Genomic DNA, 14050 nt, shown 5'->3' with positions numbered 1-14050 from the left:
TTGCAGTATGAAAATATTATTGATAGCCCTAACGTTAACCGGTTTCAGCAGCTGCTACAATAGTACAGAAAGCTATGATGAAAGCCGCGAACTGGTACCCAATCCTGAAGGATATCAGAAAGATACAGTTATTCAGTCACCAGTAGACTCCGTTCAGCTGATGGATACTGTTGGCACGAAGAAACAGGCCGTCCAATAACTATCGGAGAAACGATTTTTTAAATATTGAATCCATTAATATTTTAAATATGACCGAGAAAACCATTTTTTATTCCGAATCAGATAACCCGGAAATGATTAAAGCCTTTCATAAAGCCCAGGAAACATTCAGGTATTTCTGGAGAGAGCTTTCCTGGGAGTATCGCAGAATTGTTCCTGCATTGGATCTGGCTTGCGTAAAAATAGCCTTCATGCAAAATGTTGCACATCAAACAACTCCTGCGGTAGAGCATATGTGGATTAATGAAGTGGAATTTGATGGAGATATGATTAGCGGTGTGCTCATAAATGATCCAACAGAGCTGACAAATATTAAGAATGGCGACTTTGTTGAAGTACCACTAAGTCAGGTCAGTGACTGGCTATTTAGCAGCCAGGGAGATACCTATGGAGGATTTACCATACAGCAGTTGAGGTCTACCATGGGGGAGGCGGAACGTAAGGAACATGATGAGGCCTGGGGATTGAATTTTGGGGACTACCATAATATTCAGCTCGTTTATGGACAAAAGGAACACCCGGAGCATCTTATTGATCACCCTATGAGTATTAATATGAAGGATAGCCTGATAAAATTTCTAAAAGAACATCCGGATGAAATAACTAATCAGAACGAAGCCGGGTATACGCTTTTACACAGGGAAACAATATCAGGTAACAGGAGTTCCGTTGAAATTTTGTTGCAGCTGGGTGCGGATAAAGCTATTAAAACCGGTAATGGAAAAACAGCATTGGATTTTGCAAAGCAGGTAGGTTGGGAACACCTGGTGCCATTGCTTCAGTAACTTTATTTTAAACTATCATGAAAGAACTGATCACCAACAAAGATTACGAGGGAATTAAAAGGGCGCTTACTGAAAATCCTTCACTGGCCAATGAAGGAATTCCTTTTGATGAAAAGAACACTACTAAGGCACATCCGCTGCACCGGATCTGTGATGGCGTATTTGCCCATACCTACACTGATAAAGAAGCGGTGGAAATGGCCCGGATATTTTTAGCGCATGGGGCAAACGTCAACGGCTATGAATTAACCGATGGACAGGATACGCCGCTGACAGCAGCTGCCAGTTTGCATGCGGAGGAAACAGGCATTTTGTATATAGAAAACGGCGCTGCTATTGATCATGCAGGCTGTCATGGCGGAACCGCTTTGCATTGGGCTGCCTGGGTGGGAAGAGACAAGCTGGTGGAAAAACTGATCCGGGAAAAAGCAGACATTCATAAACGATGTGTTGATTTTAAAGGCACCCCTCTTTTATGGGCTGTTCACGGGCTCAAACATGGCGGCGTGGGAAACAGGCATCACCAGGTTGAATGCGTGCGGTTGTTGCTGGAGGCCGGCGCCGATAAAACGGTTCCAAATATAGACGGTACCACTCCATTGGAGTTTCTTGATGAAACGGATACGGAGTTAATCGACCTGTTAAAATAGCGGGGGCTTATTTTTGCCCGATCCCTGCAAGCGCGCTTAATTCAAATTCAAAAGCGCCTGGTCCGAACCGTTGAATAAGTTGTTGCTCCAGTTCATTGGCCACGCGATCATAGTCCGCCGGGGCTTTTTCTTTTACCTGCCTGCCCAGGGGATGCTGATGAAAATAACTGGTTACAATATGTTTGGCTGAATTGGCATGTCCTTTAAATTTCAGGTACACTGCTTTATGATGGGCGAATCCGGCCTGTTTAAGATAGGCGTTTAACAGGTTGGGATCATGTAAGGCGAACGGCGTATGGAAGCGGCTTGTATCTTCTCCTTCAAACAGGGGGATCATTATTTCGTCGATCAGCAGTTTAAATAATCCCATGCTTGCTGTATGGTCCCAGGTGGTGAACACAAAATGGCAGCCGGGCTTCAGCACACGGTATGCTTCATTTACACCGCCTTGTTTATCCGGCAGGAACATTAACCCGAACTGGTTTACCACCAGGTCGAACGACTGATCCGCGAAGGGTAATGCCTGCGCATCGGCCAGTTGAAACGTTATAGCAGAATGCCCCAATTGCTGTTGTGCCAGTTCCAGCATATCAGGGTTAATATCCGTAGCAGTAATACTGGTTGATGCAGGAAAGTTTTCCCTGAGATGTTTGGTGAGCCTGCCGGTGCCGGATGCTATTTCCAGGATGGATTGTGCCGGAAGCGTAACAATATGTGGCAGCAACGCATGGGCCGATGGTTCAAAGATGAGGGGACCCAGGTGTTCCTCATAGTTGGAGGCGTCGTTGCCTGTAATTTTATATACTTCTTTATTCATGATTTTTATTTTAAAAGATCAGGGTATCATCTGATGGGTATCCGGCCGGAAACGGGTTGCTGATAAAAATAGCTGATTTTTTGATAAACCGCGTTAAACACTTTTTCCTTACTTTTACCTCCTTACCTAGCTACAGAAGGAGATCGCAGCCAACATTTACATAGAGCACGAAGCCGTATATCTTCGGCGTATCGCCAATGGTGACCACCTGGCGTTTGAAGTGGTGTTCCGTTATTACCGCGACAAAGTATTCAACATTGCTTATAAGCTTACCGGTTCCCGCGAAATGTCGGATGATATTGTACAGGATATCTTTCTGCAGGTTTGGCTGAAACGAAGCATCATGGCCGATGTACAGCACTTCAAGGCTTACCTGTTCACGCTCTCCCGGAATTATATTGCCCGCTATATAAAGCGCAATGCCCGTCTTATTTTTACCCAGGCATCCGAAAACGATGGCGTACCCGAGGAGGCCGCCGACCGGCTGCTCCGGGAAAAAGAGTACGCGGGCATCCTGCAACAGGCCATTGCCAGGCTCCCGGCCCAACAGGCCGAAGTATACCGCCTCAGTAAACAGGAAGGACTGAAAAGGGAAGAAGTAGCCGGCATCATGGGCATTTCCCCCGAAACGGTTAAAGCCCACCTGGCGCTGGCTATGCGCAGCATCAGGGCTTATTGCATGATGCGTCTTGGTATTCCCGTATTGGTATACCTGCTTATTTCATAAATTTTTTTCCGGGGCTATACCCCCATCTTTCTTTTTCCGGCCTCTCATATAACAGAAGCACTAACGCTGCTCCTTTTTATATGAATGAAACCAGGTTATCATATCTGTTTAAAAAATTATTAGATCAGTCTTTATCCCCGGCGGAAAAAGAGGAACTGGGCATGCTGATAGAGCAGCAGCAGGACGATGCGCCGCTTGAAGAGCTGATCCAGCAGGCATTGGAAGACGCCCCGGTGGAGCACCGGATGGATGACCAGGCTACCCGGCAGGTGCTGGATGCTATCCGGTTTGCCGACAGCGAACCGGCGTTACACGTTAGCCACAGACGTAGCTGGCTGCGTACAGCCGCGGCTGCCGCAGTGTTCATAGCAGTAGCAGCAACCGCTTATTATTACTGGCCGGTGCGTTCCGGCAGAACACCGGTGGTGAAAGTGGAAGATGTACAACCCGGCGGCAATAAAGCATTGCTCACACTGGCCGATGGCCGCGTGGTAGCGCTGGACAGCAGCAGCACACAAACCATGCAGCAAGGCGCCGCCTCTATACATAAACAGGGCGGGCAGCTGGTATATACTGCTGCCAGGAATAGCAATCAGCCGGAATTTAATACGCTCCGCACTCCCCGCGGCGGCCAGTTCAAAGTACAGTTGCCCGATGGCACCAATGTATGGCTCAATGCGGCCAGTTCACTCAGGTATCCCACCGATTTCAACGGAACGGAACGGCTGGTACAGGTATCCGGCGAGGCTTTTTTTGAAGTGGCAAAAGATGCGGCCCGGCCATTCCGGGTTGCAGTGAGTAAGCATCATTCCATTATAGTGCTGGGTACACGCTTCAACGTAAAAGCGTACGATGACGACGCGATCGCAAAAACTACTTTGCTCGATGGAGCGGTGAAGGTAACCTTCAGCATCGGGAAGGTACAGGAAGTACAGCTGCAGCCCGGTCAGCAGGCGCAGGTGAGCGCCGCGGACGAAACCATGCAGCTGGTTAAACAGGTAAACCTGGACCAGGAAATGGCGTGGCGTTCAGACGCTTTTAGTTTTGAAGGACAAACGCTGGAAGAGATCATGAAACAGATTTCCCGGTGGTACGATATCGATGTGGTTTTCCCTGGCAAAGTACCGGATATATCGTTTGGGGGAGGTATGAGCAGGGACGTAAATCTGAAAGAGGTACTCGATTTTCTCCGGGATTCGCGGGTACATTATAAGCTGGAAAGCAATGGCAAAAAACTGATCATCACACAATAGCCTATACTATTATCAATCAAAAACCAACCAGATACCAACCATTATTTTTTAAAACACTATCAACCAGATCTATGTATGATGAATGCAACGTAGTTAAAAGAATGCTCCCGGGGTTCCAATAAAAAACGGCGGCGATTGGACCCGCCACCGTAAAAGAGATTGGGATGCTGTGTCACAACAATTGGCTTAATCATTATTTACATCAACCCAAACATTGCAAATCTATGCAAATTAAACCACATTGCTACCAATGTGAGAAGGGGACTGCTCATGCCCACAGCGAGGCAATTCCACCCCTTTTGTACAGGTGCTCAACCAAAATCGGATGCTCTGCTGCAAGGCTTTTCCAAACAGTTCCGGGCCCGGCGAACAAAACAATTGTGAATGCAATGAAGTTAACTTTTGTACTCATGACCGTTGTCATCCTGAATGTTGCGGCAAAAGGTTACGGTCAGCTGGTTACATTGTCCGGTAAAAACATCCCGGTGGAAAAGGCGTTGAACGCGGTAAGAAAACAAACCAACTTTATAGCGGCTTACTCCAGGGAAGTGCTGGCCGCCGCAAAGCCGGTTACCATTGATGTGCGCAATATGCCGCTGGAAGAATTTATGCGTTTGCTGGTAAAGGACCAGCCGCTGAAATTTAAAATTCAGAACAACACGATCTTCATTACAGAAAACCCGCTTCCTGCTCCCGTGAGCGTAACAACAGCCCCGTACATAGCAACGGAAATATCCGGCACACTGGTACATGCGCAAACCAACCAGCCGTTGGAAGGTGCAACGGTGCATATTGTAGGGCAAAAGATCATCGCAGCGGCAGATGCCAACGGAAGGTTTTCCATTAAAGCGGAAATAGGGGATGTACTGATGATCACCTTCGTAGGATTTACTACGAAAGAAGTAAAGATCACCAGCACCAACGTGGGTATCATTGCGCTGGAACCATTTACCAGCAGGCTTTCAGAAATAGTGATCAACAAAGGCTATTACACCGAGTCGCAGCGTTTATCTACCGGTAGTGTAACAAGGGTAACATCTAAAATAATTGAACAGCAACCGGTCACCAATGTATTGCAGGCTTTACAGGGCCGTATGCCCGGCGTATCCATTGTACAGAACAATGGTTATCCCGGCGCATCAATCGATGTACAGGTGAGGGGCGTAAACTCCCTGCTGCGCACTTCGCAGCCATTGTACATTGTAGACGGCGTACCGTTTTTGTCTGATGCCATCAATGCGCAAACAGGGAATGTGCTCAATGGCGCCAACGGGCCTACCAGTCCGTTAAACAGTATCAACCCCGCAGATATCGAAAGCGTGGAAGTGTTGAAGGATGGCGATGCCACCGCTATTTATGGTTCCCGTGGCGCTAATGGTGTAATACTGATCACCACCAAAAAAGGACGTGCCGGTAAAACCCGGATCGATATGAACCTGAATACAGGCATGTCGCAGGTGGCGCATTTTGCACCCACCTTGAATACAGAAGAGTTCCTGGCGATCCGCAAACAGGGTTTTAAAAACTCAAATATTACGCCCACCACTGCGAATGCGCAGGATCTGCTGGTATGGGACCAGCACGCATATACCAATTTCCAGAAGCTGCTGATCGGTAACACCGCGAATTTTACAGATGCCAGTGTGAGTGTATCCGGTGGCGACGACAGAACGAACTTCCTGCTGGGTGGCACTTTCCACAAGGAAACCACGGTGTACTACCTGGATAAATCGTATAAACGTGGCGCGGCCAACCTGAGCATTAATCACAGCAGTTTCGACAGAAAATTCAAACTCGCTTTTTCTGCGATGTATTTGGCAGATAATAATACGCTGGCGATAGAGGACCTTACGAGCCGTGCATACCAGTTAGCGCCAAACTTTCCTTTATACAACCCGGATGGCAGCCTGTATTGGTCCACCGACTTCTTTTCGCAGAATCCCCTCGGTGTGATGATGCGTACCAATCGTAATAAGTCGTCCAACCTGAACAGCAGCCTTAACCTGAGCTATACGCCTGTGAAAGGGCTGGAGTTTAAAACCCTGCTTGGCTTTGGCCGTTCGGATATGGACCAGGTGCAGCTTACGCCGCAGTCGTCGCAGGACCAGGTGAATGCGACCAACGCTGCGCGCGCTGCTTTTGTGTATAGTTATACCAATAACTACATTATTGAGCCGCAGGTAAGTTATACTAAAACAATCGGCGCCCACCATTTTTCCGGCCTGGCGGGCGGCTCCTGGCAATACCGGATGTCGCGGCAGCCTTACTATACCATTGCATCGGATTTTACTTCGGATGATTTTATAGAGAACCTTGCATCTGCGGCAAGTATTTTTACCCGCTCCAGCTCTACGGATTATAAGTTTGCGTCGGTTTTTGCACGTTTGAATTACGTGTACAACGACCGTTACGTGATCAACGGGATCTTCCGGAGAGATGGCTCCTCCCGCTTTGGCCCCAGCAGCCGTTTTGGTAATTTTGGTTCCGTAGGCGCTGCCTGGCTGTTTACAGAAGAGTCGTTTTTCAAAAATCGCCTGAAATGGTTAAGCAGTGGTAAACTGCGCGGCAGCTATGGTATCACCGGCAGCGATAATATTGGCAACTATGCTTATCTCGATTCCTACAGCACCACTAGCTACGTATTTAACGGCGTTACGGGCCTGGTGCCTTCACGGATTGCCAACAGCGACTACCGCTGGGAGCAAACGGATAAGCTGGAAGGGGCGCTGGAACTGGGCTTCCTGGACGATAAGCTGCAGTTAACCGCCGCTTACTATAGCAACATCACCAGTAACCAGCTCATTAGCTACACCGTCAGTACACAGGCCGGCTTCAGCAACTACCAGGCAAACCTGCCAGCAGATGTGCAGAACAAAGGATGGGAAATCTCGTTGAATACGGTGAACCTCCGGAATAAATACTTCAGCTGGACATCTAACTTTAATTTCTCCGCCAACAAAAATAAACTGAAAGCATTCCCGAATCTTCAGAAAACTTCCTATTACACCAGTTATGTAGTAGGTAACCCGGTAAGCAGCGTGTACCTGTATAAATACGCAGGATATGACCCTGCTACTGATCTTCCCATTGTAGCAGATTTAAATAATGATAAAGCCATCACCTTTGGCCTGCAGGCAATTGGTAGGGGCGACAGGTATTATGCAGGTACTACCTATCCCGACTTTTTCGGTGGCTTAACCAATACCCTCAGTTATAAAAACTTTACGCTGGACTTTACCTTCCAGTTTGTAAAACAGAAAGGCCGCAGTCTTGGTTCTGCCATGATTTACCCGCCGGGATTCAGTTATAATTTTTCGAGAGATGTACTGGATGATTACCTGGCGGATGGAGGTCCCGGTCAACGGCACGTGCTTGCTGCCTATAGCGCTGTCGCCAATAATTATTTTGGCTCCGATGCTACCTGGGTAGACGCCTCTTTTGTAAGGTTGAAGAACCTTTCGTTTTCCTACGATTTTTCACCGTCACTGCTGAAACGTGCGCGGATTAATCAGGCCAGGCTGTTTATGCAGGCGCAGAACCTCTTTACGCTTACATCCTACAAAGGCTTTGATCCGGAATCAAGAGGTACCTCGCTGCCTCCTTTGCGCACGCTGTCTGCTGGTTTTAAACTTTCGCTTTAAAAAGATTGATGACATGTTAAGGAAAATAAATTCTATAAAAATAATCGCAGGCTTGACAGCAACGCTGGCAATGACCGGCTGCGAAAAGCTGATAGACATTCCTGCACCGGTAACGGAAATTTCTTCTGCACGTGTGTTTACATCTGATAAGCTGGCGTTGTCGGCTTTATCCGGTGCATTCAGCAGCACCTTCGGCTCGCAAACGCTTGCCGTGAACCTTACCTCCATAACGTCGCTTGTGTCCGACGATATGAGCTTTCTGGCCAATACAAACTATGATGAGTTTACCAAAAATACGTATGCGCCTGGCTCCAGTACATCTGCGGTAAGTAACCTCAATGGTATCTGGATTGACCTGTACGCGGGTATTTACCGTTTCAACAGTAACATAGAAGGAGCGGCAGAGAGTACGGCTTTAACCGATGCGGTAAAGCAACGCGTTATTGCGGAATCGAAATTCATGCGTGCCTACTGCTACTTTTATCTTGTAAATCTTTATGGGGAAGTGCCGCTGATACTGGAAACAGATGTAAGCAAAACAGCATTGGCGCCTAAAAACAGTATAGCGGCTATCAACACGCAGATTATCACCGACCTGCAGGAAGCCCGCGACCGTTTACCGGCTGATTACAGCGCCTCGCCAGGTTTCCGTACCAGTGTAACCCGCTGGGCTGCAAGTGCATTGCTGGCAAGGATTTACCTGTACAATAAACAATGGGCGCTGGCAGAACAGGAAGCCTCCAAAGTAATAGATGACGCAGGTGCGCTTTATGCAATGACGCCCGCCGCTGCATTGGAGAATACCTTTTTAAAAGCCTCCGCCGAAGCTATTTTCCAGTTCGGACCTTATCTCAGCATCACCAGCGGTTATACTTACGAAGGTTCCACTTTTGTCAGCAATACTTCCCAGTATTCACTCACAGAAGACCTGGCCGGTATCTTCGATGTTACAGATGCGCGCAGAACAAAATGGATAAAGGACACTACTTTCAGTGGTGTTTTAAATCATCAGTCCTATAAATACCGCCTGGTGTCGATCGCTGCAGCAACAGCGGCCGGCAAACAGGAAGCGCCCACCGCATTGCGGCTGGCGGAGCAATACCTGATCCGTGCAGAAGCCCGGCTTAACCAGCAGAAACTGCCCGAAGCAAGGGCCGATCTAAATGTGGTGCGGGTACGTGCCAACACCGCTGGCAGTGTGGCCACCGCGGAAAATGTACTCCGGCTTGAAATCGAAGATGAAAACCGCCGCGAGTTTTTTAATGAGTACGGTCACCGCTGGATGGACTTACGCCGCACCGGCCGGATCAACACCGTGCTGGGCGCCAAAAAAAGCACCTGGCAGGCGCGCGCTGCTTATTTCCCGCTGCCGCAGGCTGCGGTGGATGCTAACCCTAACCTGATACAAAACCCGGATTACAACTAAGATCCAATATTGATCATTCCAAAGTATGTGCCTGTGGGCGGTTCCGGCCGCCCCTGTCCATACTTTGTCTTTACCATGCTAAGCAATTATTTATGAATACAAGTATTGTTAAAATCGAGCAGTTATCGCACAGGTACAGTACCGCCTGGGCGATAAAAGACATTAACCTGGACATCAGGCATAAAGGAATAACGGGTTTGCTCGGCTCTAACGGCGCGGGTAAATCCACTACCATGAACATCCTTTGCGGCGTGCTCAATCAAACGGAAGGATCGGTGCTGATCGATAATATCAACCTGCGCGAACACCCGATCGCCGCGAAGAAACTGATCGGCTTCCTGCCACAGAATGCGCCGCTTTACCTGGATCTCACCGTAGATGAATACCTCACGCACTGCGCGCATATGCGGCTGATTCCGAAAGACCGGATCAAAGCAGCTATGACGGAAGCAAAGGAGCGATGCGGTATCGCACACTTCAGCAAAAGACTGCTCAAAAATCTTTCCGGTGGCTATAAACAACGGGTGGGCATTGCGCAGGCCATCATTCATAAACCCAAACTGGTTGTGCTGGATGAACCCACCAATGGCCTGGACCCCAACCAGATCGCGGAAGTGCGCCTGCTCATCAAAGAAATCGGGGAGGAACGTTCGGTGATTTTCTCATCGCATATTCTATCGGAAGTACAGGCTACCTGCGATACCATCAAAATGATTGAACAGGGCAGGGTGGTTTTTACCGGTACGGTAAACGACTTCAATAATTATATCGCGCCTAACTCCATGCTGCTTTATTTCAGCAATGCACCGGGGCTGTCTGCGCTCAAAGCGATACCGGGTATTACCGGCGCATTACCCACAGATAACGGCTGGTGGCGTTTACATTTTGATGCAGCACCCGAAATCGCGGAAACAGTAGTGGAACTCAGCGCCCGCAACGGATGGAAGCTGCGGGAAATCCAGCTGGAAAGAAGTTCCCTGGAAGAAATCTTCGCAAAATTATCAAACAAGGTTAAATCATAATAATCAGTACATATGAAACTTACATTCAGGATTGCAAAACTGGAATTAAGCAATCTGTTTTATTCCCCCGTTGCATGGGTAGTGCTGGTCATTTTTATGGTGCAGTCGGGCTGGGAGTTCACCAGCCTCCTGGAACGTTTCGAGCGGGCGCAGCAGCTGGGCATGAACCGCAGCGGTATGACCCACTCGCTGTTTGCAGGGTTTTCAGGCGTGTTTACAAAGATGCAGGAAAACTTATACCTGTATATTCCTTTATTAACGATGGGCCTTATCAGCCGGGAAACGGGCAGCGGCTCTATCAAACTGGTATATTCATCGCCCGTAAAATTAAGTGCAGTAGTATGGGGTAAATACCTGGCGATGGTATTTTATTGCCTGTTGCTCATGTGCTGTCTTGTGATCTTAGGTATTGTTACTTCCTTTATCCTGAAAGATACGGACCTGTCATTTATTTGCTCCGGGATCATTGGCTTGTTCCTGCTTATCTGCGCTTATTCGGCCATTGGATTGTTTATGTCTTCGCTTACTACCTACCAGGTGGTAGCGGCTATCAGTACACTGGCACTTTTAGGAGGATTGAACTACGTGGGTAAGTTATGGCAGGACATGGATTTTGTCCGTGACCTGACCTACTTTCTTTCTATCTCCGGCAGGGCAGAAAATTTTGTAGAAGGATTAATTACCAGCAGGGATGTTTTCTACTTTATCATCGTGATACTTTTATTTGTGGGGTTAACGATATTAAAACTCCGCGCCGGTAAAGAATCGAAACCATTGCTGGTGAAAGTGTCGCGCTATGCCGCCCTGGTTGTATGCGCCCTGCTGGCAGGGTATGCTACCAGCCGCCCGGGCATAGTAGCCTACAAGGACATGACGGCCAACAACAGCCGTACATTAACCAAAGGTAGTCAGGATGTACTGCGTCAAATGAAAAGTCCTTTGACGATCACCGCTTATGTGAACCTGCTGGATGCCAACTACTTTTCTTTGTCGCCCATTTTCCGCAATTCCGATCTGGAAAGATTTGATAAGTATTTCCGTTTCAGGCCGGATATCCGCATGAAATATATTTACTATTACGACAGCACCAACAACCCTGATCTTTACGGCAGGAATAAAGGGCTGAACACCGCGCAGCTGGCGAAACGTGTGGCATCGTCGTATAAGCTGGACATCAACGATTTCCTTACGCCGGCGCAGATCCATAAAAAGATTGATTTATCAGGAGAAGGCAACAGAACCCTGCGCCTGCTGGAATACAATGGTAAAAGCACTTTCCTGAGAATTTACGAAGACCTGATGCGTCAGCCGGAGGAAAAAGAAATTACTGCTGCTATAAAAAGACTGGTTACAGAACCCGCTAAAGTAGCTTTTGTAACAGGGCAGAATGAAAGAAGCATTAAACGTATGGCGGATAATGATTACAAACTCTCTACCATAGAAAAAACCTTCCGGCATGCTTTGCTCAACCAGGGCTTTTCCGTACAGGAAATTTATTTGGGGAAAGATAGTATTCCGTCAGATATAGCGGTGCTGGTAATTGCAGATCCAGGGATGCCGTATTCACCGGAACAGCTGCAGCAGGTAACTACGTTTATCAATGGCGGCGGTAACGTGCTCATTGCCGGAGAGCCTTCCAGGCGTGAGTACATCAACCCGCTGCTGGCAACGCTGGGCATGAGCATTGAACCCGGTACCATATTGCAGAAATCAGAAGATATGGCGCCACGGTTTATCCAGTCTGCGCTCTCTGCACCGGGACTTAAACTGTTAGGTAATTCCCCGGCATTCCGCCAGGACGATATCGTTATTGGTTTCTCCGGAGCAGGCAGTATTTCCGGCAATGCCAATAATGCCTATCATATTACGCCGCTGATTGTAAGCAATACGGCCAATACTTTCAAACGTATGGCGCCAATCGATGATAGTCTGCGTACCGCCATATTCAGGCCCGAACTGAACGATGCGCGCGGCGCTTTCCCGATGACGGTAGCTTTAACACGGGAGCATAACGGTCGCCAGCAACGGATCATCGTTTCCGCGGATGCCGACTTTATGAGCAATGCTGAACTGCTGCGGAATAATATCCGCACGGCCAATTTCCTCTTTACCACGGAGCTGTTCCGCTGGTTCACTTATGGATTGTTCCCGGTTGATACTTCCCGGCCGCCCTTAACAGACAGCGACCTGCGGATCAGTGCCACCGGTGTAAGCTATCTTAAAACAGGCCTTGTAGGATTGCTGCCTGCGCTTATTGTAGCGGGCGTAGTGATCATGATGATAAGAAGAAAAAGAAGATAGTTATTTTTTAAGGGGACCTCACCAGGTCCCCTTTTTTATTTTGATAATTTAAACACGTCCACCACTTTTGAATACCCGGTTACTCCGCCACCGCCGCCGCCAATAAGCAGGGTATTACCTGCCGCTGCAGCGGCTGCATTTGCTCTTGCTTCGCTGAGTTCCAGCTTCTCCCATTTGCCGGTTTTAACGTCGTATACATCTACATCCGGAACAACCGCGAATCCTGCGACGAAGCCTCCCGCCAGCAGGATTTTAGTATCAATGGCGCCGGCAGTGATGCTTCTTCTTACTTTGCTTATTTGTACTGTGGACCAGCTTTGGGTGGCGGCATCGTAGATGTCAATTTTTTCGGAGGTGGCAATATTTGTGAGAACACCACCGGCAAACATGGCTTTGTTACCCGCACCGGCAGCCGCCATCATGAACTTTGCTTCACTCAGCTGGCCGGTGCTCCAGGAGCCGGTAGCAACATCATAAATATCTACTTTGTTGGAATTGCCTGAGCCTACGCCACCGGCAATGATAATTTTGCTTCCCGCTGTGGTGGCGGAAAGCTTTCCCCGGCCCTCGCTGAGCGTGGCGGTAGTCCAGGTTTTTGTGGCGATGTCGTAAATATCTACGGTAGCAGTGGGGAGGGAGTTGTAGGCGAATCCGCCGGCAAACACCACTTTATTTCCGGAAGCGGCAGCCGCCAGATCGTACCTGGCTTCACTGAGTAGTGCATTGGACCACTGACCATTGGCGGTGTTATAAATATCTACCCTTTTTGATAAGCCCAGGTCGCCGGTGCCACCAGCTATGAAGATGTAAGTGCCGGCGGCGGTGGCGGCATAATTACTTTTGGCTTCTACCAGGTCGGTTGTTTCCCATTTGCCGGTAGATACGTCGTAAATATCCACTGTTGGCAGCCTGCCTATACTGATATTGCCGCCGGCAAACAGGATCTTATTGCCTGCAGCAGCTGCTGCCAGCCCACTTCTGGCCTTTGATAACTGCATCGTACCAGTGTGGGTGAGCTTCAATTCCGGATCCGGCGGAGGAGAGGGATTGTTATTGTTTTTGCTGCAACTGCAAATACCCGCTATAGTAAAAAGGATAGCAGGAAGAAGATAGCAACGAAAGGGTTTCTGTTTCATGATGTTTGAATGTTTATATTTTCTGCTTCAGGGGTCCTGATTATGCAGGGGCATCTCTTTTATGGGGTTAGGG

General features: G+C 48.4%; 11 protein-coding genes. 9 read left to right on the top strand and 2 right to left on the bottom strand.

Annotated features, from left to right (window positions below; all coding sequences use genetic code 11):
• The first annotated feature begins 7 nt into the window (after nucleotides 1-7).
• Genes PV783_RS20660 through PV783_RS20650 form a run of 3 tightly spaced genes read left to right on the top strand, consistent with a single transcriptional unit; the run spans nucleotide 8 to nucleotide 1654 of the window.
• A complete protein-coding gene (locus tag PV783_RS20660; protein ID WP_420989403.1) occupies nucleotides 8-199 on the top strand; it encodes a hypothetical protein in 192 nt (63 codons plus the stop codon).
• A 49-nt stretch (nucleotides 200-248) separates the two neighbouring features.
• On the top strand, nucleotides 249-1004 hold the full coding sequence (locus tag PV783_RS20655; RefSeq protein WP_420989402.1) for a DUF2314 domain-containing protein: 756 nt from the start codon (nucleotides 249-251) through the stop codon (nucleotides 1002-1004).
• 17 nt (nucleotides 1005-1021) lie between these two features.
• Nucleotides 1022-1654, top strand: coding sequence for an ankyrin repeat domain-containing protein (locus PV783_RS20650; protein WP_420989401.1), 633 nt, complete (start codon nucleotides 1022-1024; stop codon nucleotides 1652-1654).
• A gap of 7 nt (nucleotides 1655-1661) precedes the next feature.
• Here PV783_RS20650 and PV783_RS20645 read toward each other — a convergent pair whose 3' ends face one another.
• Nucleotides 1662-2471: a class I SAM-dependent methyltransferase gene (locus PV783_RS20645; RefSeq protein ID WP_420989400.1), complete on the bottom strand. Its 810-nt coding sequence runs from the start codon at nucleotides 2469-2471 to the stop codon at nucleotides 1662-1664.
• A gap of 142 nt (nucleotides 2472-2613) precedes the next feature.
• On the opposite strand from PV783_RS20645, the gene PV783_RS20640 reads away from it, so the two are divergent.
• The 6 genes from PV783_RS20640 (at nucleotide 2614) to PV783_RS20615 (ending at nucleotide 12841) form a co-directional block, all read left to right on the top strand.
• Nucleotides 2614-3198 (top strand): RNA polymerase sigma factor, encoded by a 585-nt coding sequence (locus PV783_RS20640; RefSeq protein ID WP_420990656.1) that lies wholly within the window; start codon nucleotides 2614-2616, stop codon nucleotides 3196-3198.
• Between the two features lie 80 nt (nucleotides 3199-3278).
• Complete coding sequence (locus PV783_RS20635; RefSeq protein ID WP_420989399.1) at nucleotides 3279-4451, top strand: FecR family protein; 1173 nt, start codon at nucleotides 3279-3281, stop codon at nucleotides 4449-4451.
• A gap of 389 nt (nucleotides 4452-4840) precedes the next feature.
• Complete coding sequence (locus PV783_RS20630) at nucleotides 4841-8092, top strand: SusC/RagA family TonB-linked outer membrane protein (protein WP_420989398.1); 3252 nt, start codon at nucleotides 4841-4843, stop codon at nucleotides 8090-8092.
• 13 nt (nucleotides 8093-8105) lie between these two features.
• Nucleotides 8106-9518, top strand: coding sequence for a RagB/SusD family nutrient uptake outer membrane protein (locus PV783_RS20625; RefSeq protein WP_420989397.1), 1413 nt, complete (start codon nucleotides 8106-8108; stop codon nucleotides 9516-9518).
• A 92-nt stretch (nucleotides 9519-9610) separates the two neighbouring features.
• Nucleotides 9611-10540 carry an ABC transporter ATP-binding protein gene (locus tag PV783_RS20620; protein WP_420989396.1) on the top strand — a complete coding sequence of 310 codons (930 nt, stop codon included), beginning with the start codon at nucleotides 9611-9613 and terminating at the stop codon, nucleotides 10538-10540.
• Nucleotides 10541-10552: 12 nt separating this feature from the next.
• Nucleotides 10553-12841 carry a Gldg family protein gene (locus tag PV783_RS20615; protein ID WP_420989395.1) on the top strand — a complete coding sequence of 763 codons (2289 nt, stop codon included), beginning with the start codon at nucleotides 10553-10555 and terminating at the stop codon, nucleotides 12839-12841.
• 35 nt (nucleotides 12842-12876) lie between these two features.
• Here PV783_RS20615 and PV783_RS20610 read toward each other — a convergent pair whose 3' ends face one another.
• A complete protein-coding gene (locus tag PV783_RS20610) occupies nucleotides 12877-13977 on the bottom strand; it encodes a Kelch repeat-containing protein (RefSeq protein WP_420989394.1) in 1101 nt (366 codons plus the stop codon).
• Nucleotides 13978-14050: the final 73 nt, after the last annotated feature.

It is taken from the genome of Chitinophaga sp. CC14 (assembly GCF_048957795.1).
Lineage (GTDB): Bacteria > Bacteroidota > Bacteroidia > Chitinophagales > Chitinophagaceae > Chitinophaga > Chitinophaga ginsengisegetis.
The sequence above is the reverse complement of the archived record's forward strand: the minus strand, read 5'-3'. Positions and strand labels throughout refer to the sequence as shown.